Annotated in this window: 23 protein-coding genes; 16 read left to right on the forward strand and 7 right to left on the reverse strand. The window is 37.8% G+C overall.

Annotated elements, in window-relative coordinates:
- Positions 1–9 precede the first annotated feature (9 nt).
- Positions 10–606, forward strand: coding sequence for a cytochrome C oxidase subunit IV family protein (locus ND855_RS03150; protein ID WP_135593596.1), 597 nt, complete (start codon positions 10–12; stop codon positions 604–606).
- Between the two features lie 66 nt (positions 607–672).
- On the forward strand, positions 673–2,625 hold the full coding sequence (locus ND855_RS03155) for a SpoIIE family protein phosphatase (protein ID WP_265357158.1): 1,953 nt from the start codon (positions 673–675) through the stop codon (positions 2,623–2,625).
- Positions 2,626–2,631: 6 nt separating this feature from the next.
- On the opposite strand, the gene ND855_RS03160 is transcribed toward ND855_RS03155, so the two are convergent.
- A complete protein-coding gene (locus ND855_RS03160) occupies positions 2,632–3,177 on the reverse strand; it encodes a class I SAM-dependent methyltransferase (protein ID WP_322113516.1) in 546 nt (181 codons plus the stop codon).
- Positions 3,178–3,487: 310 nt separating this feature from the next.
- Here ND855_RS03160 and ND855_RS03165 point away from each other — a divergent pair, with 310 nt between their 5' ends.
- The 5 genes from ND855_RS03165 to ND855_RS03185 all read left to right on the forward strand — a co-directional run bounded on the left by ND855_RS03165 (position 3,488) and on the right by ND855_RS03185 (position 9,143).
- Positions 3,488–4,096 (forward strand): hypothetical protein, encoded by a 609-nt coding sequence (locus ND855_RS03165; protein ID WP_135593590.1) that lies wholly within the window; start codon positions 3,488–3,490, stop codon positions 4,094–4,096.
- Positions 4,097–4,179: 83 nt separating this feature from the next.
- Positions 4,180–4,761: a CarD family transcriptional regulator gene (locus tag ND855_RS03170; protein ID WP_004785733.1), complete on the forward strand. Its 582-nt coding sequence runs from the start codon at positions 4,180–4,182 to the stop codon at positions 4,759–4,761.
- A 40-nt stretch (positions 4,762–4,801) separates the two neighbouring features.
- A complete protein-coding gene (locus tag ND855_RS03175) occupies positions 4,802–5,839 on the forward strand; it encodes a PIN/TRAM domain-containing protein (protein ID WP_135593588.1) in 1,038 nt (345 codons plus the stop codon).
- Positions 5,840–5,863: 24 nt separating this feature from the next.
- Positions 5,864–7,636, forward strand: a complete 1,773-nt coding sequence (gene lnt, locus ND855_RS03180) for an apolipoprotein N-acyltransferase (protein WP_265357159.1) — start codon at positions 5,864–5,866, stop codon at positions 7,634–7,636.
- Entirely contained in the window at positions 7,617–9,143 is a 1,527-nt protein-coding gene (locus ND855_RS03185) for a hypothetical protein (protein ID WP_265357160.1), read from the forward strand. Before lnt ends, ND855_RS03185 begins: the two co-directional genes overlap by 20 nt.
- Positions 9,144–9,165: 22 nt before the next feature.
- Here ND855_RS03185 and ND855_RS03190 read toward each other — a convergent pair whose 3' ends face one another.
- Positions 9,166–9,615 carry a hypothetical protein gene (locus ND855_RS03190; RefSeq protein WP_265357161.1) on the reverse strand — a complete coding sequence of 150 codons (450 nt, stop codon included), beginning with the start codon at positions 9,613–9,615 and terminating at the stop codon, positions 9,166–9,168.
- A 94-nt stretch (positions 9,616–9,709) separates the two neighbouring features.
- Positions 9,710–10,351 (reverse strand): flagellar assembly protein FlaA, encoded by a 642-nt coding sequence (locus ND855_RS03195; protein WP_265357162.1) that lies wholly within the window; start codon positions 10,349–10,351, stop codon positions 9,710–9,712.
- Between the two features lie 64 nt (positions 10,352–10,415).
- Between ND855_RS03195 and ompL47 the strand changes: the two genes are divergently transcribed.
- The 5 genes from ompL47 to ND855_RS03220 all read left to right on the forward strand — a co-directional run bounded on the left by ompL47 (position 10,416) and on the right by ND855_RS03220 (position 14,325).
- Positions 10,416–11,498, forward strand: a complete 1,083-nt coding sequence (gene ompL47, locus ND855_RS03200; protein WP_265357163.1) for a multi-beta-barrel domain surface protein OmpL47 — start codon at positions 10,416–10,418, stop codon at positions 11,496–11,498.
- Positions 11,499–11,546: 48 nt separating this feature from the next.
- Positions 11,547–12,257 carry a ComF family protein gene (locus ND855_RS03205; protein ID WP_265357164.1) on the forward strand — a complete coding sequence of 237 codons (711 nt, stop codon included), beginning with the start codon at positions 11,547–11,549 and terminating at the stop codon, positions 12,255–12,257.
- A complete protein-coding gene (locus tag ND855_RS03210) occupies positions 12,235–12,585 on the forward strand; it encodes an STAS domain-containing protein (protein WP_100717640.1) in 351 nt (116 codons plus the stop codon). The genes ND855_RS03205 and ND855_RS03210 overlap by 23 nt, the downstream gene beginning before the upstream one ends.
- Positions 12,582–13,178: an RdgB/HAM1 family non-canonical purine NTP pyrophosphatase gene (gene rdgB, locus ND855_RS03215; protein WP_265359331.1), complete on the forward strand. Its 597-nt coding sequence runs from the start codon at positions 12,582–12,584 to the stop codon at positions 13,176–13,178. The genes ND855_RS03210 and rdgB overlap by 4 nt, the downstream gene beginning before the upstream one ends.
- Before the next feature lie 97 nt (positions 13,179–13,275).
- Positions 13,276–14,325 carry an Lsa36 family surface (lipo)protein gene (locus tag ND855_RS03220; RefSeq protein WP_265357165.1) on the forward strand — a complete coding sequence of 350 codons (1,050 nt, stop codon included), beginning with the start codon at positions 13,276–13,278 and terminating at the stop codon, positions 14,323–14,325.
- On the opposite strand, the gene ND855_RS03225 is transcribed toward ND855_RS03220, so the two are convergent.
- Complete coding sequence (locus ND855_RS03225) at positions 14,322–15,962, reverse strand: ATP-binding cassette domain-containing protein (protein WP_265357166.1); 1,641 nt, start codon at positions 15,960–15,962, stop codon at positions 14,322–14,324. The genes ND855_RS03220 and ND855_RS03225 overlap by 4 nt on opposite strands.
- Positions 15,963–16,012: 50 nt before the next feature.
- Between ND855_RS03225 and ND855_RS03230 the strand changes: the two genes are divergently transcribed.
- The 3 genes from ND855_RS03230 to ND855_RS03240 are packed head-to-tail and all read left to right on the forward strand — an operon-like array spanning position 16,013 to position 19,615.
- A complete protein-coding gene (locus tag ND855_RS03230; protein WP_265357167.1) occupies positions 16,013–17,869 on the forward strand; it encodes an OmpA family protein in 1,857 nt (618 codons plus the stop codon).
- A 4-nt stretch (positions 17,870–17,873) separates the two neighbouring features.
- Positions 17,874–18,602: an LIC_11485 family protein gene (locus ND855_RS03235; RefSeq protein ID WP_265357168.1), complete on the forward strand. Its 729-nt coding sequence runs from the start codon at positions 17,874–17,876 to the stop codon at positions 18,600–18,602.
- Entirely contained in the window at positions 18,599–19,615 is a 1,017-nt protein-coding gene (locus ND855_RS03240; RefSeq protein ID WP_265357169.1) for a tetratricopeptide repeat protein, read from the forward strand. The genes ND855_RS03235 and ND855_RS03240 overlap by 4 nt, the downstream gene beginning before the upstream one ends.
- Positions 19,616–19,657: 42 nt before the next feature.
- Here the strand turns inward: ND855_RS03240 and ND855_RS03245 are convergent, their stop codons facing one another.
- Positions 19,658–20,122 carry a chemotaxis protein CheX gene (locus ND855_RS03245; protein WP_015677686.1) on the reverse strand — a complete coding sequence of 155 codons (465 nt, stop codon included), beginning with the start codon at positions 20,120–20,122 and terminating at the stop codon, positions 19,658–19,660.
- Positions 20,122–21,363 (reverse strand): hypothetical protein, encoded by a 1,242-nt coding sequence (locus tag ND855_RS03250; RefSeq protein ID WP_265357170.1) that lies wholly within the window; start codon positions 21,361–21,363, stop codon positions 20,122–20,124. The genes ND855_RS03245 and ND855_RS03250 overlap by 1 nt, the downstream gene beginning before the upstream one ends.
- Positions 21,364–21,448: 85 nt before the next feature.
- Between ND855_RS03250 and ND855_RS03255 the strand changes: the two genes are divergently transcribed.
- Entirely contained in the window at positions 21,449–22,096 is a 648-nt protein-coding gene (locus ND855_RS03255) for an LIC_11490 family protein (protein WP_322113517.1), read from the forward strand.
- A gap of 44 nt (positions 22,097–22,140) precedes the next feature.
- Here the strand turns inward: ND855_RS03255 and ND855_RS03260 are convergent, their stop codons facing one another.
- Positions 22,141–23,448 (reverse strand): DUF389 domain-containing protein, encoded by a 1,308-nt coding sequence (locus ND855_RS03260; protein ID WP_265357172.1) that lies wholly within the window; start codon positions 23,446–23,448, stop codon positions 22,141–22,143.
- Between the last annotated feature and the right edge of the window lies 1 nt (position 23,449).

Below are 23,449 nucleotides of genomic sequence, written 5' to 3' on the forward strand. Positions count from 1 at the left end.
GATTATAAAATGGAATACGTAATCAATTACGGACTATACTTCATTGCACTTGCGGCTGTTTTTACACCTGTTTTAGGGTTTGGAATTTTTGCTCCAGGGATTGCAACCGCTACGATCCTCGGATTTATTGTAAACTGGTTTGGTCAATTTTTCCAAACAGATCGTTTTACAAAATTCACATCTGAAAACAAAGACAACAAACTGTTGAAATTCGTTATGGGTGATGAAGATCACAAAGAAGATCACGCTTCTGCTTCTATGTGGGTAGAGGATGGTGAAGAGGAAGAAGAACATGATCACCATGTGATTTCCATCAAAACATATGTGTTTGTACTCCTTGCTCTTTTCTTTGGAACCTTCATAACCGTTTGGGTGGCGCAATACGATTTAGGAAAATGGAATATGATTGTGGCAATGGCTGTTGCAACATGTAAAGCATTCTTTGTCTTAGCTTACTTCATGCATTTAAAGTATGACAATATGCTAAACAGAGTGATTTTCCTCTCAGCGTTTGCCTTCCTCGCGTTGTTATTCGCTTTCTCTTTTGGCGATATCATCTCGAGAATTGCACCAACAACTGATACCCCAGTAAAAACTTTTTTCTAAAAAATAGAGAAAGTAGATTTTGGAGAAACCCGCCTTCGCGCGGGTTTTTTCGTCTAATAAGGCATTGTGTATCAGCATTTCCAGACAATCGTTTCTAGATTTTTTGATTTAATTCCTGAACGAAAAATATATAATTTAGAATATTGTAAAGAGTTAGATCGCCAAACTAGAATCATCCAATTCCCTGGAAGTTTAATCGGGAGCATTGCATTACTTGGTTTTGCCTTTGATACTGATGCAAAACTCCACCCAGAATTTCCGGAGATGTTTTACTTTCGGATTGGGTTTACCATCCTCTGTGTTTTTTATATATTCCTAAACTTATTCAATCAATCACGGAACATTCAATCTAGATTAGAGGGATTAACTTGGGGTTATGTTGTATATGGTTATGTGCTGTTTACAACATCGTTTTTTACAGGAAGAATTGCCGATGACGCTCCTTATGTATCTGGCTTACAAATGGTTGTCATCATTCTTTCCTTCTTGCCACTTCCCAGAAAAACACTTTTTATTTATTATCCCATTTCAATTTTTCTTTTTTTAACAACCGTTATTATATATAAGCCAAATTTGAATACACCTGCCACTGATTATTCCATGCAAAATTTAATTTTAAGTTATACCTTGGGAGTTTTTAGCGGACTTATCATCGAAAGGTATAGATTTCACTCATTTTTAAACCACCTTCGTATCACGAAAAAAAACGAAGAAGTAACAAAAGCTGCAGAAGCTTTACAAGCATTAAAGTCACAACAAGATGGAGATTATTTTCTAACTACCTTGCTGTTTGATCCTCTTATCGGTAAAGAGTTGGATGGCAATGCAGTCACTATAGATACAGTCTTAAATCAGTATAAAAAATTTCACTTCCGAAATAAGGAATACCAATTAGGTGGTGATTATCTTTCCGTATATAATTTGATCTTGCAGGGCAAACGTTACAAAGCATTTGTAAATGGCGATGCAATGGGAAAATCTATACAAGGTGCTGGAGGTGCGATTGTACTCGGAGCGGTGTACAATTCTATCATCATTCGTTCCAAAATGGATCCAACTTCCTCAAACCGTTCCCCAGAAAGATGGTTACATGATTGTTACTTAGATCTTCAAAAAATATTCGAAACATTTGATGGAGCAATGCTCGTATCAGCGGTTATAGGGTTATTGGAAGAGTCAACTGGGACACTTTATTTTATTAACTTGGAACATCCTTGGGTGATTTTGTATCGGGATGCAAAAGCGTCATTCATCGAAGAAGAAATTCATTATTATAAATTAGGTGTCATGGAAGTTCCATCCAATCGTTTTATTTCAGTTTTTCAATTGAAAAAGGGAGATAAAATATTCTGTGGATCGGATGGAAAAGATGATTTGGTCATCTCTAATTCCGGGAAATACCGCGATATCAATGAAGACCAAAACCTAATATTAGATTGTATTGAAAAATCAAATGGTGATTTGCAAAATTTGGTATCCGTTCTCGAAACAAAAGGAAAGTATTCGGACGATTTGAGCTTAATTTCCTTGGAATATAACTTAGAATCATTAAGCAAACCAGGGAAGTTTTGGAAAGAAGCAAAAACATTGATCAAAAAAAGGCAAAATTCCAAAGCTTTAGAATTACTTTTATCGTATCCATCTGCCTTAGATACTTCCATTTTGGAACTAAAATTCATTACAAAATTGTATGAAAAAGAGGGTGATCTTTTGAAAGCAATGGAGTATGCAAGTTTAGCTTTAGAAAACTTTCCATCAGATACAAGTTGGATGTTCCATACTTCTGTTTTGTATAAAAGACTTTATTCTATTTATAAATCCCAATCCTTTTTGTTTGAATCGCAAGAGTTAAGTGAACGGGTGCGTCTTCGTCAACCAAATAACATCCGAAATTTAATCCATCTAGCAGATGTTTGTAGATTGTTAGGAGATAAAGATCGCACAAGTTATTTGGTTCAGGTATTAAAGAAACTATCACCTGAGAATAAAAAACTCGAAGAATTGATTCGGTTGTTATAATTTACTTTATTTTTGAAATAGAATGATTCTGTTCTCTATTTCCATTCGTTTGAATCCAAAAAATTCTTTGATCCATTCAAATGCCTGCTTTGTATAAAAGAAAGTATGTGTTTGGTCATTTTTATAATACCAGCGATCAAAGGAAATGGAATCGTCATAAGGGTGTGTTAAAATATATAACACTCCATTTACTTTGAGAAGGGACTTAAGTTTCTGGAATTCTAAATTTGGATGATGAAAATGTTCCACTACTTCTGTTAAAATGATATAATCATATTGTTTTGTTAAATTTTCTTGAAATGGGTGAAAAAAAGGATCAAATAAATTGACTTGGTACCCTTTCTCTTTGAGTAAAAATTCAACTACGGGCCCAGGACCAGCACCATAATCCAATCCAAAATCCTCTGGTTTTTGATGTGTAAGCACTTTTTCAACAATGGGTCTTAAAAAATTTTGGTACTGAACATCATGGATATCATTGTTATGTTCAAGGTATCTTTTTTTCTCATCATCTAATGAAGGTAAAAAAGTTTTATCCATAAAGATGGACATACAGTTAGAACACCGATGGTAAGCCCTGAATTTGTTTTGATAATAGGGAGTCGATGGAGAGTTACAAAGAGGGCAATTCATAAGAATCGAATTCCAGTTTCTTTTGAATCAAATACCTTTCAATGAATATTCCATTAGTGAATGTTAATGTTGTAACTCGATTTGATTGCAAACGAATGTTGAAATCCAAAATTTCCCCAGCTTATTAGTATGGAATTTGTTTTTCTCCAAGGAAGGGAATTCTAAAAAACCAGTCTATTTTTTTGGTTCTCTTTCCGATAATTGTGGTAATAGAGAAATCGGAACGCCCATGCAAAATATAGATTATTCCAGAAAGCTTCGGTCCGGCCGACCCTACGAAGGGGAGATTCCAAACCATACTCCTTTCCCAACTCCTTCTTATTCTCAAGTCAGCGCCAAACCAAAATCAGCGTTCATCCTCCTCATTGGCGGTATTTTGCTTTTTACCTCAGGAATGGTGGTTGGAATCCAATTGGGCCAAAAAGAAAGTAAATTTAAGGAAAACGCTGAGACCTCATTTTCGAATGTAGGGACAAAATCACAGTCGTCTACCATTCCATCTCCTTCCCAAAGGGAAATCGAAGAAACGAATGATACACAAAAATCGGCTTCCGAACAGAATGGTCCTTTTCCTGCTACATTGAAATTCCCACCAAAAAATGACCAAATCAATTATATGGTGCAAATTGGTGATTTTAGCCCAGAAGAAGCTGTTTCCATCGGCAAACAGCTGATAGAATCCCAGCCAAATTTAAGAGGCAGGATTTTTCGCACTTCCACTGGGAAATTATTCGCTGGTTATTTTTACCGATTGGAAGATGCAAAGGAAACCTTGGACATCGTAAAAGGTAAATTGCCTCAATTGACAGGTGCAGAAGTAAAAACCATTCGATTCTGAACTATTTTTGCCAACTTCCTTGACATTGGCCATTTTTCAGGTATACTCTTGGTAAGAGTATTTACGGAAGTTATTATACTTACTTGGCTACAAAAAAACTAAACGAAAAAACTAAAGAGCCTAAATTCAAGGTTGGGGATTACGTTGTATACCCAATCCATGGAGTAGGTGAAGTCACAGAAGTTGCTAAAAAGCTGATTCTGGGAAAGAAAAAAGACTGTTACAGTTTGGAAATTCAAGGTTCCAAAATGAAGGTCTCTATCCCTGTGGATCGCGCGATGGATGTGGGTATCCGGTCGATCATTGATAAAAAAGAGATCAAAAAAGTTCTCACTCTCCTAAAAAAGGATGAGGTCGACACGGAAGAGGACTGGAAAGTCCGTTACCAGAACAATATGAACAAGATCAAATCTGGTTCTATTTTCGAAGTGGCTGATGTGTGCCGTAATCTTTACAGACGTGCCTATGGCAAAGAACTCTCCATTATGGAGAGAAAGCTCTACGAGAGCGCCTATAATTTAGTAAAGATGGAAATTGCATTGAGTAAGGGTGTACCCCAAGAAGAAGCAGGAAACATTGTTTCCGATGTGCTGGCAGCTTCAGTGCAAGGTATGGCTCCACCACCACCTCCAAAAGAATTGGATGATGATCTAGATTTAGAATAAACTTCCGTTTTTGCTCAAACTCTTTTACAAGGATTGAGTTATGAAACATTTACTTTCAACCATTGGGACACTACTTGTCACTTCGGTATCGTTTTTCTTTATACATTCAGAATCGCAAAACATCGTTTTGGCGGGGGTACTTGCTGGTGTTGTTCTGGTTTATTCTTTGGTTCTAATTCTCGGTGAGAGAAAATTATTCCCAGAAATTAAAGCAGATGTTGTTCTATGTGCAAGTGTTGGTGCGCTACTCGGACTCTCCATAGCTGCATTCCCTGTAAGTTTGCTTAATGATTATGGATACAAATCGGTTTCCATTTTTGTTGCTGTGCTTTTTTTCCTAACAGGGATAAAAGCAGGTGTCTCGTTTTCCAAAAAACCTGGCCTTTCCATTTTTGGTGGTGGCTCTGGTGCTCCTGGTTCTAGTTTTTCCATTCCAGGACTGGAAGGTGGAACAACTCAAATCAAGGATAAAATTCTAGATACTTCCGTTGTGATCGATGGTAGGATTTTGGATATTGCTGACACTCACTTCTTAGATGGTCCTCTCATCCTTCCTAACTTTGTGTTACGTGAAATCCAATTGATTTCCGATTCTTCTGATCCGATCAAACGTGCTCGTGGTCGTCGTGGTCTTGAGATGTTAAACAAACTCCAAAGAAAAGGATCCATCGAAGTTAAGATCACGTATACTGATTATTCTGATACTCGAGAAGTGGATGCAAAACTGGTAAAACTTGCTCGTGATACTGGTGGAGCCGTTGTTACCAATGACTTTAACCTAAACAAAGTAGCAGAGTTACAAGGTGTTCGAGTTCTCAATTTGAATAACCTTGCCAATGCATTAAAACCTGTAGTGTTACCTGGTGAAGAGTTTCAAATTTCCGTCATCAAAGAAGGAAAAGATGAAAACCAAGGAATTGGGTACTTGGAAGATGGAACCATGGTTGTGATCGAAAATGGTGGTCATTTAGTTGGGAAAGATGTACGTGTAGTCGTTACAAGTATCATCCAAACTGCAGCTGGTAAAATGATCTTCACAAAAGTACAAAACGGTAATAATAACTACAACAAATCGTAATCTATTTTTTGTAGTCTAACGGATATGAAACTGGCTCGTTTTTTAATGTCACGCGAAGGGTTCATATCCGTTCTTTGTTATACAGTAACGGCCGCATTCTCTTTCCTCTCTTTTGCGCCTCTCAATTTACCAATTTTCGTTTGGTTTGCTCCTTTTGGTCTCTTTATCATAGAAAAAAGAAACCGAGGTGAATGGAAAAAACTCATCTACCACGGATTTGGCTTTGCCATTTTGTTTTATTTGGTGTCCTTCCATTGGGTCTACCATATGACAACTGTTTTTGGGGGATTTGATTGGTATTTAGCTGTTCCCATTTTTATTGGCTCAGCTATTGTATTAAATTTTAAATTTCCAGTATATTTACTTCTTTTCTCTTTTTTAGCAAAAAAAGTGGGAAAATTTTTTCCATTGATAGCATCGTTTTCGATTTTGTTTGCTGAATTTTTTACTCCTCAAGTTTTCCCTTGGTACTTCGGTAACGTAGTGGCAGAAAATCAAATTTTAGCACAAAACGCAGAGTATACGAGTGCTTATGGATTATCTGGCTTTTTATTTTTTGTTTCTTATTATCTCTTTTACCTTAAAAATCCAAAAAAAATCCTTCATCTACTTTCTTTGATTCAGTCTCTGATCACAAAACACCCGAAGCTTGTCAAACAAATGTTAGTGGGTCTAACTTCCCTTTTGATTGTTTTGGTTTTGTTTTTTGGGAATGGTTTTTATTTGTTCCATAAATGGGAAAATGTCAAACCAATCGCAGAACGTGAGGTTCTGATTGTCCAACCGAATGCTCCATTGGAGTTTCGAGATGGTAGAAACCCTGCAGAAGAAATTCGAAATTTAATGACTCGCATCGACCGTATGGTGGAATCTGAATTAAAAGAGAAACCAGTGGATTTGGTAGTTTTACCAGAATCTGGAGTTCCATTTTTTACCACCCATGATTCAGAGGTAACCAGGACACTTCGTATTTATTGGCACCAATTTGAGTCACTAATGGCAATCATCAGTTTGCGACATGGAGCCAATTTGTTTTTTAATGAATTGGATGCAGACATTCCTGGTGGCAAAGAATCTGCGCGAATCATCCGAAACGACATTCGTACGTACAATTCGTCCGTACTCATGAATCCAAATGGGGAACGGAAAAAAAGTTACCAAAAAGTATTTTTACTCATCTTTGGGGAATACATGCCATTTGAATGGATGTATGCTTTGTCTGGTCAAACGGGACAATTTGCACCTGGAACTAAAATGGATCTTATTCCTTATTATGAACGTCGTAAAACTCCTTCAAATGTTACGAAAGATTTACATTGGGAGGATACATTTGGAATGAGTCCCGATTCGGTAAGGGAACATTACCGTCCAAACCAAATTGAAGAGAAAACAATTGGGTCTTTTTTACCTTTGATTTGTTATGAAGTGATCATCTCGGAATTTGTGCGTAAATTTCAAGGAGATCCAGATTTTATCGTGAATGTAACAAACGATAAATGGTATGGAAATTCTGTAGAATCCTACCAACACCATACTTTGGGTCGTTTGCGTGCGATTGAATTTCGAAAATGGATCGTTCGTTCAACGAATTCAGGAACTTCTGTTTTTACGGATCATTTAGGGCGAAATATTGATAACGATTTTACTCCGATTGAAACGACTGCAACCATCCGTAAAAAGGTTTCTGTTATCCCTGGTGAAATGACATTTTATCGACTATATGGAAACTTACTGTCTTATTTGTTTATGGGAATCGTAGGACTTGTGTTTTTTGTTTATGCTAAAAGGAATTCGTAATGTTCTATTTGAGAATCGTTTTTACATAGCGTTCTATGTTTCTGTTGTCTGCCACATAACATTTATTATATATTCATTTAATCATTCAGACTCTATATACCAAAAAACTCTCTGTGGTCCCGCTTGGATTTATGCCACCGAAGATGAGAAGGAACTCTCATTTGAGATGAGTTTTGGTAAAAATATGGGTGAATCAGGAGATTCTGAATCAAATGAAGATCCTGGTGAAGGCCAAGAAGAAGGGGAGGGCGAAGGCAAAGAAGGTTTTTCGAAAGGAAAATATAAGGGAAGCCAGTGGGAAGATTTAGTTCAAAATTTAGAAGGAACTTCAAACTTAAGAAAACAGTTCCGAAATGATTATGATCAAATCAATGAAAATTCAGGTGTTGCTGATTCTTATATCAAAAGGCATCGAGATTTTGAAGACATTATTGTTAAAGATGTTCTTCCTACTTTAAAAAATATCAGAGATCCATTTAAAGTAGATATTGATTCTGCAGAAGACAATTTATACTTACACAAAGAAAGAAACCGTATCATTGAAGAATTTCGTAAAGGTGAGGAATCTACATCACCAATTACAATGAAATTATCAAAAGAAGGGGAACTCCCTCCCAAATCTCCTTTATCAATGCCAAAAGAAGATCGAAACAAATACTTAGATCGAACATTAAAACAAAAAAAAGAAAAACAGTTGGATGAATTTATTTCAAGGTTTATGGGATATGATCCCAATAAAGGAGATTTGAATTTATTTGTAAGGGATTTGTATTACGAAAACTTACAAAGGTTAGCATACCCTTTTAGTAACGATATGAGCTATTTTGCTATCGATTACTTCCAAGAAAATCTGAATAAAGAAGATTTTTTGAGACAAATGATGGCGGCTTTGTCAGCTCAATTAGGAACCAATACTGGAACTGAAATTTTATTTACGATTGAAAATATCTATTACATCCAAGGAAAAGCTCTCGAACAATACTTCCGAGTGAAAGACTATTTAAAAAACTCTTCACCCGAACAAAAACAAACTCTTAGGTATGAAACTCTCCGGCAGGTGGAAGCTAAGTATAAAAATCTTTTGAAAGAAAAAAAGATTCTAAATGTGATGGATGCCGAAGAAGCATATGTGAAAAAAAGAATCGATATCCTCGATACTCTTCTCACTCATACTCCAAATTTTTACCGAACAAAGGATGGGATGTTTGAAAAAGCAAAAATTCTTTGGGAACATGGGCAATGGAAACAAGATTCCAAACTCCAATCGGACGCTCTGAAACTTTGGTACCAAATCCCAAAAATTCCTAAGAATGGAGATTTTTTAAATCAGGAAACTTTTGATACCATTCAACTGTTGTTACGTGATGTTGGAGATCCAGCTGATGCAAATGTTTTATCACAACAGTCAAAAAGCCAAATCGAATATGCTTTGCGAACAAGACTCGATGATGCGATGTCGAAGAAAAAATTAAGAGAAGATCGACTTCTTTGGCCAAAAACCAAATAAATCCGATTGTAATGATTAGTTATTAAGTTTTTATATTTTCTAATCCATTTTCATGGAATTCAGTTGCCCATTGGTCATGGAAAGGAGTTTCTTTTTCGATTCGTTCTTCAATGGCCATTTGGGAAATTGCAGTTTCTCCATAGTGGCGGAGGAAATCACGGTGAGCCAATCGTTCTATGAGAGCTTGCCAAAATACTTCGTCTTCGTAGTCTTCCAAAATATCAACAAGACCACTTTCTTCTTCAAACTCACGAGTCAGGTATGGTTCTCCATTGTTTTGGTCGATTTGGACAATATTGCCTAAACCTGCATGTTCTGCTTGTGAGAAAACATGGCGAACAACGTCTGCAAATCGAGAGTCAGAATCCGGTTCATCATCCGATCTGTCTTTGGCTTGTAATGTGGAAATGACCCAATCTCCCATATAAACTAATTTGAGAAGGGTTTCGTATTGTTCTAAGGAGAGTTCCATTTCCATTTAGGATCAGGATTGGTTACTAGGTTGGGAAGAAAAGAGTTTTTTTCAGAGACTTCCGAGGAGAAAACCTGGAAAAATCCATAAAAACTCAATCCTCTAACAGGATTTCTTTGTTTCGGAGTGGTCTATATTTATCTCGCACAATTGCAGTTATATCATCAATCGCGATGAGTACTTCCTGGTTAGGGTCGTTGTTTTCATACGGTAAATAAAAGAATCCTAAAATACGAATGGAACTCTTTTGCAAAAAAACCCGATCGTTTTGGTCAAAATTTTTTGAAATAGAAACAGTGATGGTTTTCCAACCACGGTAGTTGAGCGAAGTTAGGTTTAATTGTCTCACTTCTGCATCTTGTGTTTCTATGATCAGTGTTAGGTTCCCACTCGATAAAGAAGAGTAAATGGGAATGGAGATTTCTTTAATGAATGCATTCACTTCAATGGGTTTCGGAAAGTACAATGAAAATGGTAAATTGGCATCTTTTGGAATCCGAAGCACAAGCGCTTGTTTGGAGCCTGGGATGGGAGCTGTAAAATTGTTTGATAAGCTGATTTCGGGAAGTTTTGTTCCTTTTTCTAATTTTGTACGGAGGTGACTCGCATTGAAATTTGAAAGTTCAAAATTTTCGAGAAGGATTTCCCTCCAAATGCCACTCTCGCCTAAGATTTCGGAATGGAATGGCGAAATGAGAAAAAGTGTTAGGATTATGGTGTTTCTTAAAGCAATCATGTTGACAATATTTCCTTACAAAGAGGATATATATGTTTTATCTGTAAAAAGGAGACATATACTAATGCAGGCGCACAAATACCTTTTGGCCATTTTGACAATTTTTTTCGCAGGCCAAATCTCAGCACAGGTTGCTGACCCAAAAGCCACTACTTCCACCAAAGACAAGGCAATTCAAAAAACTGAATCCACGTCTACACAAGCCAAAGATGGTGTGAACAAAGTTGAGACAACTGTAAAAGACATTTTGGGAGACAAAAAAGAAGCTGGAGCTTCTACAAGTGATGCACCCGCTCTTTTTATCACTAGCAAAACTTCGTTTTCTTTAGACGCGAAAGATGATTCTTCTATGATCGATTTCATCGAATGGAAACCAAAAAATGGTGAGTATAGAAGATTTACGCAACCAATCCGTATTTCGGAAGAAGGTCTTACTGAGATTTACTACCGTTCCGTTGATAAAGTAGGGAACGCAGAAACTCCAAAAATCCTTGTTGTGAATGTAGACAATACTGCACCACGTGTGAGCCTTGTTCCACAAGAACAACTGTTTGTTTTAGATGGAGTTCCTTTTGCTTCTAAAAACAACACATACACAATCGTTGCGGAAGACCGCCAAACAGGTGTAGAAAAAGTTCAATTTAGCATCAACCAAGAAGCTTCTAAAGTTTACGCTGATCCAATCAAATTAGAAGTTGGTGGTGCAAATACGATTAAGTATTCTGCAACTGATAAATCTGGAAACTCTTCTCCAGAGTCTTCTATGATCATCACTGTTGACGATGTAAAACCTACAATTGAAATCGTTCCTTCTTTCCCTTTAGTTGACATCAATGGAAAAAATTTCCAAAGAAAAGGAAACGTATTCTATGTAAACGCAACTGACAAAGAATCAGGTGTGAAAAAAATCCTAGTTAAAATTGACGAAGAAGAATACAAACCTTATGTTGAGGCAATTGCAATTGAAACACAAGGTGATCACGTAATCAAAGCTATGGCTGTTGATAATGTTGGAAACCAATCGGATGTAGTCGAAGTAAAACTTACTGTTGACTTAACTCCTCCAACTTCAACAATCCAAAAAGCTAATGATGAGCCAAAAGTAGAAGCGGCACCTGCTCCACAAACTACAACTCCTGCTAAGTAATTTCTAAAAAAGTAAGACCAAACTCTTACTAAAAAAACCCCTTTCATTATGAGAGGGGTTTTTTTTTCGTTACTGACTTTTTTATTTCCAAAGTATTGTATCCGCTGTGGCCACCACGATTTATTTGCAGATAGATTAGGTTTGTGCAAAGTTTGCACCAAATTTTGTTTCCATTCACAAAGTATTTGGAAAACACCTTTCCCCATTCCGAATCCAGTGGATCGTTTCCTATTTTATGAGGAAGCATACTCTTTGCAAAAGAGAGACCTCATCGCCAAAGATCTTTTCCTTTCTTTAAAATTCCAAAATGAAAAACAAATCTCCAACTACTTCTGTTTAGGTTGGAGAGAGTTGGCAAAATTTTGGAAACTTGATCCTCCCGATTGTTTTGTCATGGTTCCTTCCAAACCAAAACCAGGGCCAAAACCCTACCATGTCGCTTGGTCGTTACGAAATCGGCTTTTACGAGGCCTAAATTTAAGGGAAGATACGAGTCTTCGTAAGGTTTCAAAGGACAAACAGTCAGAGAAACGGTTTGAAGAGAGATTTTTTCATGCAAAAAAGGCATTTGCATTCACAAAAAGTGATAGAATCATAGAAGGACTTCATGTTCTACTCGTAGATGATATATTTACGACAGGTGCCTCACTCAATGAAATCGCTCGGTTGTACAAACTGAGAGGGGTTCGGAAGGTAACTTGCGTAGTTTTCTTGTTAAGTGGGGTGATTGAATCGAATGGATGTTCAAGTCAAGGATGACATAAGGATTATCAAGTTTTCTGGAGCCATTTTGAAAGTGGATTCCGATGAAATTGAAAAAGAATTGTCAAAACTCACTCAAGGTTCTGTTAAAAAAATCATTTTAGATTTAACGAAAGTTCATCATATATGTTCAACTGCTTTAGGAATTTTTGTCGCCACAAAACGTAAGTTAAAGCCATTGAATGGTGATATCAAGGTAATTGTGGTTGATGAAGATTTAATCCAATTATTTGAGATTACAATGTTAGATAAAGTCTTTGAAATTTTTCCTGACTTGGCTTCTGCAATGGAAGGTTTCCAGTTAGATGAGGAAGATTCACACTGACAAAAAAAACGTTAGCATTTGCTTCTGGAAGTGATCACAAACGAAAAGAAATGCAAATGTTACTCTCTCCTTTGGGTTATGAGGTGGTCACACCAAAAACTTTAGGGATTATCTTCAATCCTGAAGAATCAGAAACCACATTTGTGGGAAATTCATTTATCAAATCAAAAGAACTCTTTCGCCTAACAGGTCTTCCTTCGTTTGCTGATGATTCTGGGATCTGTGTGGATGTTCTCGGTGGGGAACCTGGAGTGTATTCCGCAAGATTCGGTGGGCCTGGACTCACTGATAAAGAACGTGCTCTCTATTTACTCAATCAATTGGGACAGAATTCGAATCGAAATGCACATTACAGCTGTGTTGTGAGTTATGTAGATACGATTCACCAAGTTTCCTTTGAAGGAAAGGTAGAAGGGCTCATCACCTCCGATTATGATGAAATTGGGAAATATGGATTTGGATATGATCCTATTTTTTATTATCCGAATTTCGGAAAACGGTTTTCAGAAGTCCTAGAAGAAGAAAAAAACAAAGTCTCACACCGAAAAAAAGCGATGGATCTATTTTTGGAATGGTTTCAAAATAACCAGTAACCGAAGTTAAGTTAAATTTACTTACCTTTTTATAACGAATGGATTCAGTGGTATCCTCATGAAACCAATTTCCCTTTTTGATTCAGAATGTTGAAGTATGAAACTCTCGATGATTCGCACTACCATCCAATTGATTGCAATATTCTTGATCCTTCCAGCTTTTTTGGGAAAAGGTTTTCCATTAGAAGCGCAAGTCATTTGCGGAGGGGCAGAATGTTCCAATATTCCTTCTGAATACCAACTCCTCGGAAATTTTGCGGGCCCCGCTTTAGATCGAATTTATACGAATGGTTTTCTTCGATCAATGGGAGAAAATGCAGTATTACAAAATCTGAATGCAAACCAATCAGGTGGCCAGAATGTTCCCTCCTACCGATTTGGTTTGGGTTACACGATTGCAAAAGGACAAGCTAAAGCACGTGATTTGTATTATGAAAACTCTGAACTCAGAAATTTGCCAAAAGAAGGTGTCGCTGCCTCTCCATCCGTAAATTTTACAGCCAACCTTAGCCAAATATTTCAAACTCCTTATGCCAGTCGTTGGAATGTCACAACACATTTTTTCCCTTATGAATTTACGGAAGCAAATATTCCATTTGTAAAAATTCGAAATACGGATGTTAGGGGAAAGATTCAAAATTATGGAATTTTGTTCCGTTATTTCCCAGAATCTTCTGGTTTTTCTTTTGGATTTGGTTTGTTTCAAACAAACCAAGACTTATACTTAAGTTCGTACGATCGTAGGACCACTCAGTTTCGAATCGACGGAGAAAAACGAAGGTGGTTGGGAATCAATGATTTGTATTACCAATCTAGGATTTCTTCCTTTTCTTTTGATGTAAAATACAATTGGACTATTGGAATATTATCCATCACACCTGGTATTGGTTGTGTTTATAATGAAGGATATACTTCAATCCAAGTGAGTCGTTATGCACTGATTTCCACTAGATCCAATCCGGATGATTTTTCGACCTACCCGAGTGTGATTGGGATTCGACTCGCGACTCGTTATGATCATGTTTCCAGCTTTGGATATGGAAGTTTAGGCTTTCGATTTGGACAGGGAAGTTTTAGTGTGACAACAGAATTGATGGCAGGGAGAGAAATGCAATCAGCAAATCTCTCCTTAAATTACCAATTTTAAGGGGTAAGGACTGCTCCACCAGTGAGACGTTTGTAAAAATCGTTTCCTTCCCGTTCCAAAAATTCTTCGTAATTTCCTTTGAAGTCTTTGATTCCTTCAGGAGTTACTTCAATGATTCTAGTACAAAGTGAAGAAATGAACTCCCTATCATGAGAAACCAATATCACCGTTCCATCAAACAAAGATAAGGCGTAGTTGAGTGCTTCGATCGTTTCTAAGTCCAAGTGGTTAGTTGGTTCGTCAAGAGCAATGACGTTGTCACAGGCAAGGATCATTTTTCCAATGATCATTCGAGATTTTTCCCCACCCGATAACACGGTTGTGGATTTATTCGCCATATCACCTGAAAAAAGCATCCTACCTAAAATTGCACGAATCTCTTGCACTTCTGTACCTTGAGGTGAATTTCGAAGTAACCATTCAACCAGAGTATCTGCATCTGGTTCCATTGCTTCTCTATGGTCCTGTGGGAAAAAAGATGTTTCGACAGAATCACCCCATTTCACTTGGCCAGAATCTGGTTCCAATTTTTTTAATAACATTTTAAGGAGAGTGGTTTTACCAACACCGTTTGTTCCAACAATTCCCACCTTCTCACCTTTCGTAATGGAAATGCTAAAGTCTTTGATGACTGGTTTTCCATCATATGACTTTGTGATGTTGATTGCTTCGAAAACATCTTTCCCTAACACACGTTTTGCTTTGAAACGAATGTAAGGAGCTACTCTTGAAGAAGGTTTTACTTCTACCATATCAGATTTGATTTTTTCGATCATCTTTTGACGAGAGGTAGCTTGTTTAGATTTACTAGCGTTTGCAGAGAATCGAGAAACAAACTCCTGTAAGTCGGCAATTTTTTCTTTTGCTCGTTTGCTGTCATTCATGAGTTGTTCACGGGATTGTTCAGCAGCGATCATAAAGTCGTCGTAGTTCCCTGGGAATACTCGAATGGTGTTATAGTCAAGGTCAGCGATATGAGTGGCAACTGAGTTGATAAAGTGACGGTCGTGGGAAATCACGATGACAACACCTTCATAATTGATCAGAAGTTCTTCTAACCAGTGGATGGTTTTGATATCTAAGTGGTTAGTTGGTTCGTCTAGGAGAAGTACATCTGGTTTTAAAAATAATACTTGGGCAAGGAGAACTCGTAATTTGAACCCACCTGTTAAAAAGTTAAGTGGACGGTTGTGAGCAGTGGTAGGAATTCCAAGACCTTCCAAAAGTTCCCCCGCAACCGATTCGGCTTCGTATCCGCCCATATCTGCAAATAATTCTTCAATTTCGGAAATCCGGATCCCTTCTTCATCTGTCATGTCTTCTTTGGCATAAATGGCGTCTCGTTCTGCCATCAGGTTCCAAAGTTCAGGATTTCCTCGTAAAACAGTGCCAAGTACGGTCTCGTTTTCGTATTCATAGTGGTCCTGCTTCAAATACCCAACCTTTACGTCCTTGTCGAGGACCACAGAGCCTGCAGAGGGCTGTAAAATGCCCGCAAGAACCTTCATAAAGGTCGATTTTCCCGAACCATTGGCTCCAATTAGCCCATAACGGCACTCCGGTTTGAATTTAATGGAAACGTTTTCAAAAAGGGGTTTTTTCCCGAAGGAGACTGTAATGCCGCTAGCTTGGATCATAGGTCAATTTTCTAAGGGAATCAGAGGTTTCAACCGACATTTCGTATGGTATGGCACGGATTCTACTCATCATTCTCTTCCTTTTTGGGAGCGGACTCACCAGTTCGCAAAGTATAAAAAATGGAATCCAGGTTTTGGAGGGAGACCTCATCAATACAGGCCATCTCTTGCGAACAGAAAAACAAGTATTCCGCATCACGAGTACAACCTTACAAGAAGAACTCGCTTATCTGAGTGGGAAAAAAGTACGGATGTTATGCGATGTGCAAGGGGATGGATGTTCGCCCATTCGATATGAAATTGAACCATTTGAAACGGGAAAAACTCCTGATTGGACCTTAAAAAAAATCCCAAGGTATGTGACACAAGGTTTATTCTCCTTTAATCCACAATGTACACCTGATGGGAAAATACTATTTTGGACTGCCCTTGTGAGAGAAGGGGGCAGGTCCACTCAGAAAATTTGGGCATCAAAACGTGACCAATTTGGGTTTTGGATGGCAGGGGAACAATTGCCTACGCCATTAAACAACCGTTATCCTTCAGCCGTGATTTCTGCTTTACCAGGTGGGAATGAACTTTTTGTATTTGGAAACTTTGGTGAAGATGAGTTACTCGATCAACTCAAACGTGAGATGACACAAAAATCACAACTGGCAACAAGAGAAGCAGCCAATGCCAAAGAATTCCATATTGTTCTCACTAAATTAGAAAACGAATACAAAGAAAGATCAGAAAAAATCCAAAATAGAGCACCTTTGTATAAAACACGGAAAACCGAAACAGGTTGGTCGTTACCAAGTCCAATCCCTTTTCCAAGTTTTTATAATTGGTATAAAAAAGCAGATAATCCCAACCAACAAGTATTTGGTGGATCTGCCTTGTCTTCTAGTGGTAGAACTCTGATTTATTCGGCACAACAAAAGAAAAATTATGGAAAACTCGATTTATATGTAAGTTTACAAAATGAATCAGGAATTTTTGAAGATGGAATGAATTTAGGAAATACATTAAATACTGGAGAAGAGGAAATGGCTCCTTTTCTTGCTCCTGATGATCGTACCTTGTATTTCTCTTCCTCTGGAAGAAAAGAAGGAATTTCCATTTTTATTGCAAGGAGAAATGGCGATTCTTGGACATCTTGGTCGGAACCACAAGAATTATCGTCTAACCTAAGAGGTGTTAACTTTTTTAGTATCCCAGCTGTTGGCAATTGGGCCTATGTATCAAGAGAGGGTGAGTTGTTTATGGCAGCAATCCCACAACATTTCCAACCAGATCCTGTAATGGTGATCAAAGGAAAAGTGGTTGATGAAGAAGGAAAACCACTTTCAGCATTTGTCCAATACGAGTCCCTCTTAAAGAAAAAAACCATTGGTTCTACCATTAGTGATCCAACCACTGGTGAGTTTAGTCTGATTTTACCTTATGATGAAAATTATGGATTTTACGGTGAAAAGGAAGGTTATTTACCAGTTTCACAAAACCTAAATTTGTTGGGAAAAGAAAAGGAAGATAAAGAGAAAACTGTATTACTTGTTTTACCAAAACTAAGGAAAGGAAATCAAATTGTGATGAACAATTTGTTTTTTGCCTTCCGGTCTGCTGACTTTGCCAAAGAGTCTGAACCCGAACTTGACAGATTGGCAGGAATTTTGAAAAAAACCTCCAATTTAAAGGTACTCATCGAGGGCCATACGGATAATGTTGGTACAAAAGTCGCTAACCAAAAGTTATCTTTGGAACGTGCAAATTCAGTTGCAGTTTATTTAAAGTCTAAACATAAAATAGAAGAGGCGAGGATTTCTGTGGTTGGTCTCGGGCCAAGTACCCCCATTGCAGACAATGCGACGGAAGAAGGCCGAGCGGTGAACCGAAGGGTAGTTTTTAAAATTTTGGAAGAGTGAATCTGTGGACATCAAGAATATCAATATACCCAAAGTCAATGTAGACACACAAAAAATGATGGGGGCTGTCGATGGCCTTGTGGATAAAATCCCCCTTCAAGTCCAAGATTTACTCAAAAAAATCGCCATTGCTCTTTTTGTTTTTTTTCTGATTATGGCGATTTACATTGGATGGTCCCATGGATGGGAAAATGCCAAACCACAAGGACAACAGTTAGCACAAGATACACGCAGTTTATTCATTATGGAAATCGAAAGAGATTACAATCGTAAACGGAAAGATGTTCGAATGTCTGACCCCGAAGATTTAAAATATGAATCCAATCGCCGGATGCAATTTGATTTCCTCAGCGAAAGAGAATCAAATGGATACACTCACGATACAATTCCCGAAGAACAAGAGTTTTTGGGAAAAGAATATGATTTTAGAAATCGAAAATCAGAAGATACATCTGTGCCTCCCATTTACACTCCGTCAGGTGATGGTTTAATCCCATCACCTATTGATGTACAACCGGTATCTCCAAAAGATAATTTGGAACCTTCGCAAGCATCTGATGATGAACTTAGGATGCAAAAAATGTTAACTCGTGTTTCTGAATTGGAAAAAAAAGTGAAGGAAAAAAACGAAGAGAAAAATTTAGAAACTCTAAAACTGCCTAAACCTACTGAATCAAAAGAAAGTTTTGGAAAACCAAGAAGTTTAGAACGGATTCCAAAAGACCTCCGATGAATTGTCTAACCAAATCTTTGTACTGGTTTGAAAAACAATGGTTAGTTTTAACCATTACCTTCTTCCTTTTTCCTTTTTGTATGTTTCACCCGATAACAGCTGAATCTCCTGAGATTTTTTTACCTTTCCCTGAAACTTGGAAGGAATCAAATCCAAATGTAGAAGAAGGAAATTCGGTACCTTCTGTTGCTAACATCCAAACAAAATCAAAGGATTCTACGACTGTTTCCAATCAAATTGGAAACAATACACAAACCCCCACAAACTCGAGAGAAGTTCATTCCAATCCTAAAGAACAAGTTTCCATTAACACTTCTTTACCAACATCTGGACCATCTCAAGAAGCCAATGTCCAAGACAAAAAGAAAAAAAAGAAGGAAGTAATCGATCCTTCGAAAGCTTCGTATCAGAAGGGGAAGGCATACCTTTCCAGAGACCAAAAAAAATCGGCTGAACAAGAATTCGCTGATTCTTATAATAAAGAAGGTGATTCTGCAAAATACTCTCGCACCGAAAACACCAACTTATTTGGATTAGATGGAAAGGATAAAGAGTCTTCTGGATTAGTTGAAAAACAAGAAGATCCTGATCTCAAAATTAAATCTCAATTTGAGTTAGCAAGATCCTTAGATCGAATTGGAAATCCAGAATCGGAAGAAAAAGCTTACAAAGAATATCTGAAGTTGGTGACTGAATTTCCAAAACACCCAGAACTTACACCTAGGGCACATTATGCGATGGCGATTTTGTTAATTCGTAAAAAGGAATTTCGATCGGCGGCCCACCAATTGGTGAATGTGATCAAAAACTTCAAAGAGTCTGAAGAATTTTTGCCAGCACATTATTATTTAGGTAAAATTTACGAGAGCAGTTGGGATGAAAGAGATTTGGAACGTTCCTTAAAGTATTACCAATTGTATTTAAATGGGATTGAAGGAAAAAATCCGAAACCTGGTTATGACTTTCGAAAGGAAACCCGAGAGAGATTACGGGTCCTTGGTTCTTCTATTTAATTTGAGTTTTATTTAAGAAAGAATTCTAAAAACATATTGCCATCATGCGATGGCAACATTCACTTCGATCCTTCCAAACTTGGAGTATAAGTTGATGGAAAGAGTTGGCTTTTTATTAAATCGAACAGAAGTACTTTGTGTTTCTTGGATATTTGGTGTTGTGATCTCTACAGATTGACCAGCGGAAGTAAAGATATTCATCGCATTCCCTGTTGTCATGTTGGCAATCTCACCGAGGATGTCTTTGTATTCGTTTTTAACATCTTCATCTGATAAACCTGGCACAAGTTTGCGAGAAATTTTATAAGCCGCATCATAATTCATACTATAAACGACTTCACCACTGAAGGATCCAACAACTCCAATCACAATGGCGATTTCGTGGCTTGGAGCTGGGGAATCTTTGATCCCAATTTTTCCACGGATTAGGTCCTGTTGTAAGACATCGCGGAATACGATGGTGGCAGCTTCCAGGAAAGGGTTGATGAAGTCGGCTTTGATTTGCATTATTCTAAAGAGAGAAGACCTTTTTTCTCTACGTTGTATTCTGCTGCTAGGGACTGGTTTATTTCAAGAAAAAAGCTTAGAAGTTGTCTTTGTTTCAAAAAATCTGCTGCTTGGTCTTTGGCTGGTGCTGCTGTGGGTTGTCCGTAGGTTAAGGCACTAAATTCTACATACACTTGTTTGTCATTGTCAGAAAAAGGTCCAACGACTGTCTTTTTGCTAAATGGATCGTTTGCTAAAGATTCCCAAAATTTGCTTGAGTTTGCCAATCTGTAACTGTTCCCACGGTTTGATGTGACCAGCTTTAAATCAGACAAAGAGACTGCAGTCACAGTTTCGATGGGCTGGCCTGATGTTTCTGCAATGGCATCCAAAGCATTTGGTTCGGAAATTTTTTGACTGATACGGGTTTTCCAGACTTCTACTTCTTTCCGTTTGCGGTCAAATTTGAGTTTGGAAAGGAGAAGGGGTTTTCTCACTTCGAAGCTAACAAAATTCCCAGAAGGGTCTTTGGAAAGAGTTCCTTCTTTTTTTTCCTTCTCATATTCTTTTTGTAATTCAGCGTCAGTGATGTTGATTTTGGACTCAACAGCATTGAGCAAATTGACTTCAGAAATCGCGACCAAACGGAATGATATTTTGGCACGTTTGGCTTCACTTTCAATCTCCGCTTCGTTTTCAGAAGGAGTGAGAGGTTGGTCTAAAAAGTTAGGAAACAAAGCAAATCCGGTTGCCGAATCAATGCGGTAATTCATGGGTGCGGAACGGTAAATTTGTTGGTAAATTTCTGTGAGAGAGCGAGAGTCTTCTTCTCCGTAACCTGCTTGGCTTACTGATTCTTTGTGGATTTCTCGCGCTTGTTTGGACATTTCCCGTTTGATGCTGATTTCAGACACTTGGAACCCAACAGCAGATGCAATGTCATTTGCTATGTAAATTTCACGCACAGTGGAATACGCACAGGAATTGAGAAGTTCCGGATTTTGGGCAGTTTCCCTTCCGTATTGTTGGTAACGGTAATAACAGTCACGTTTTGCCGCATTGAAGTAATCCACAGGGATACTGCGTCCGGCAATTGAGCCAGCTTTTGTGGAATTTTGACCTGTGATGGCTCCGATGAGGCTTTGTTCTGCATCCCCTGGTAAAAAAGTGATGATAAGAGTTCCTACCAATACGAATAAAAAGAGAGCAATGATGGTACGATAAATTTTTTCTTTGAGAGTAGAGGGTTCATCTTCGAACATAAAGGAAAGGTTTCCGTTTCTAAAACCCTTGTAAAGAAAAAATGTAATCAAGGGATTTGTACTTTGGCAAGATAATATAGGTAGTATGTTGTTTGCCGCATTCGCAATGATTCTCGTGGGAGTTCTGTGCTTTATTTATGTAGCCTTGTCTCCTGGGAAGTCGAAACAAACAACCTACCAACCTCGAAAACCCCTAAGCCAAGGGCAATTTCGGATGTCCGAGAGGCCTCAGGTCCCTCCGGAACTTGACGAACGGATCCGAAGAGAACGTACGATTTCGGAAGACCGTCATCTTTCTATTTCACAAAAGGAAGAACAAACTCCATCAGTCGTCGAAAAATCAGAAGTTCTTCGGCCAAATGATTTAGGAAACCTAGAATCTGAGCCCATTCCAGCTACAGAGAGTCTTTTTGCAATTGAAGGTACATTGTACTTGGATCATTCAGGTAAACTGTCGTTTGGTGAGGATTCAATTGATTTGGATGTTATGGAAGATGGACTCCGAAATTTCAAACGAGTGGGAACTGGGAATTTAAGGGAAGAAAACGGAAAGTTTTTGTTCCACTCAGGCAACGTAACTTATACGTACACACCTGATGAGCTTGACCAAGTGGTCTTACACAACCAAGGAATTGTTTTTATATTAAAAGAATCAAAGTCTCCTAGGCCTGTCTTTTTTACGAAAGAAATTGATACTTTTAAAGAGTTTCTAAAGCAAGCAGCCCTCACCTAATCCGAGTTACAATTTTTAAGCCAGTTTTTCCATAGTTCCAAATTTTACTTCTCAAACTTAAGTCTTGTAATCAATTCCATTTCTTTTTCCCCGGAACGTAATTGGATGTACGCTTTTAGTTTATCCATTTCTTCTTTTGAAGGGAGTTTTTCCCATTCAGAATCAAATAGATTTGTGTCCTTGTAAACATTATCATTCATATCAAATTTTTTGGTTTTGGCGAAACTTGCGGTAACCAAATTTGGAAAAAATATTTTTAATTCTTTTGCAATTTTCTCTGTATTTACATTACCCATGTCCATTTGGTTTTGGTAAATTTCAGAGAGGATTTCGAATTTAAGTTTATCCAGTCCTGTTGTCGAAAGATCTTGCAGTAACACAAGTTCTGTGCCTTCCAGTGAATAGTATTTTAATTTGTTTTTGAGTTCGTCTTCTTGGGATTGGTCAATTTTGGAACCGAGCAGGGTGATTTCAATTTTGGATTGATTACCGAATACAATGTTCTTTTCTAAAACCCTTCTTCCGTTTGTAATGATTTCTTTTCGGATGAACTCTTCTGCTTTGCCTTTAAAAAACGAAGAACGAACAATTTGATAGGCAGTGAAGACCGATGGTATGATCACAATAAAAGAAAAAATAGCTAAATACAGTTTTACTCTGGTTTCTTTTTCTTTGTACAAACCCCAATCCACTTTTGGGAACTCCATATAACGTACGAAAATGAAGGTTGCGATTGTTATGAAGATAGAATTGATGAGGAATAAATAAATGGCTCCAAAAAAATAGTGCCAATTGCCTTGGGAAAGTCCAAATCCAGCAGTACAAAGTGGTGGCATCAGGGCCGTTGCAATAGCAACACCTGCAATGGCGGTTCCTTTTTCTTTTCTTGTATTGGCAATGATTCCAGTTGCACCACCAAAAAGAGCAATGAGTGCATCATAGATTGTTGGTGTTGTGCGTGCTAAGAGTTCCGACTGTGCTTCGCTAATCGGTGATAAGGAAAAATAAATAAAAGAAGTGAAAATGCTTACAATGGTAGCCACAGTCAGTGTTCGTAAAAATCGTTTTAATTGGTTGAAGTCATTGGTCGCGGCTGCAAATCCAATTCCTACAATGGGTCCCATGAGCGGCGATATGAGCATAGCTCCTATAATGACAGCTGTGGAATTGACATTGAGGCCAATACTAGCAATGAGAATTGCAAAGATGAGTGTCCAAAGATTGGAACCAACGAGTTCCGCACCTTTTTGGATGGATTCAATTGTCCCTGGTTTGTCTAAATCGTCTAGGAGGTGGAATCGGGGAGTTAACCATTGGAAAAAAGTGACTATAGGATTTTCTTTGGATGCCATG

This window comes from Leptospira paudalimensis (assembly GCF_026151345.1).
Taxonomy (GTDB): domain Bacteria; phylum Spirochaetota; class Leptospiria; order Leptospirales; family Leptospiraceae; genus Leptospira_A; species Leptospira_A paudalimensis.

Coding starts and splice junctions, on each gene's coding strand:
- ND855_RS03150 (WP_135593596.1), top strand. CDS start 10: ATGGAATACGTAATCAATTACGGACTATACTTCATTGCACTTGCGGCT.
- ND855_RS03160 (WP_322113516.1), bottom strand. CDS start 3,177: ATGTCCATCTTTATGGATAAAACTTTTTTACCTTCATTAGATGATGAG.
- ND855_RS03165 (WP_135593590.1), top strand. CDS start 3,488: ATGCAAAATATAGATTATTCCAGAAAGCTTCGGTCCGGCCGACCCTAC.
- ND855_RS03175 (WP_135593588.1), top strand. CDS start 4,802: ATGAAACATTTACTTTCAACCATTGGGACACTACTTGTCACTTCGGTA.
- lnt (WP_265357159.1), top strand. CDS start 5,864: ATGAAACTGGCTCGTTTTTTAATGTCACGCGAAGGGTTCATATCCGTT.
- ND855_RS03185 (WP_265357160.1), top strand. CDS start 7,617: ATGCTAAAAGGAATTCGTAATGTTCTATTTGAGAATCGTTTTTACATA.
- ND855_RS03190 (WP_265357161.1), bottom strand. CDS start 9,615: ATGGAACTCTCCTTAGAACAATACGAAACCCTTCTCAAATTAGTTTAT.
- ND855_RS03195 (WP_265357162.1), bottom strand. CDS start 10,351: ATGATTGCTTTAAGAAACACCATAATCCTAACACTTTTTCTCATTTCG.
- ompL47 (WP_265357163.1), top strand. CDS start 10,416: ATGCAGGCGCACAAATACCTTTTGGCCATTTTGACAATTTTTTTCGCA.
- ND855_RS03205 (WP_265357164.1), top strand. CDS start 11,547: ATGAGAGGGGTTTTTTTTTCGTTACTGACTTTTTTATTTCCAAAGTAT.
- ND855_RS03210 (WP_100717640.1), top strand. CDS start 12,235: ATGGATGTTCAAGTCAAGGATGACATAAGGATTATCAAGTTTTCTGGA.
- ND855_RS03220 (WP_265357165.1), top strand. CDS start 13,276: ATGAAACTCTCGATGATTCGCACTACCATCCAATTGATTGCAATATTC.
- ND855_RS03225 (WP_265357166.1), bottom strand. CDS start 15,962: ATGATCCAAGCTAGCGGCATTACAGTCTCCTTCGGGAAAAAACCCCTT.
- ND855_RS03230 (WP_265357167.1), top strand. CDS start 16,013: ATGGCACGGATTCTACTCATCATTCTCTTCCTTTTTGGGAGCGGACTC.
- ND855_RS03240 (WP_265357169.1), top strand. CDS start 18,599: ATGAATTGTCTAACCAAATCTTTGTACTGGTTTGAAAAACAATGGTTA.
- ND855_RS03245 (WP_015677686.1), bottom strand. CDS start 20,122: ATGCAAATCAAAGCCGACTTCATCAACCCTTTCCTGGAAGCTGCCACC.
- ND855_RS03250 (WP_265357170.1), bottom strand. CDS start 21,363: ATGTTCGAAGATGAACCCTCTACTCTCAAAGAAAAAATTTATCGTACC.
- ND855_RS03255 (WP_322113517.1), top strand. CDS start 21,449: ATGTTGTTTGCCGCATTCGCAATGATTCTCGTGGGAGTTCTGTGCTTT.
- ND855_RS03260 (WP_265357172.1), bottom strand. CDS start 23,448: ATGGCATCCAAAGAAAATCCTATAGTCACTTTTTTCCAATGGTTAACT.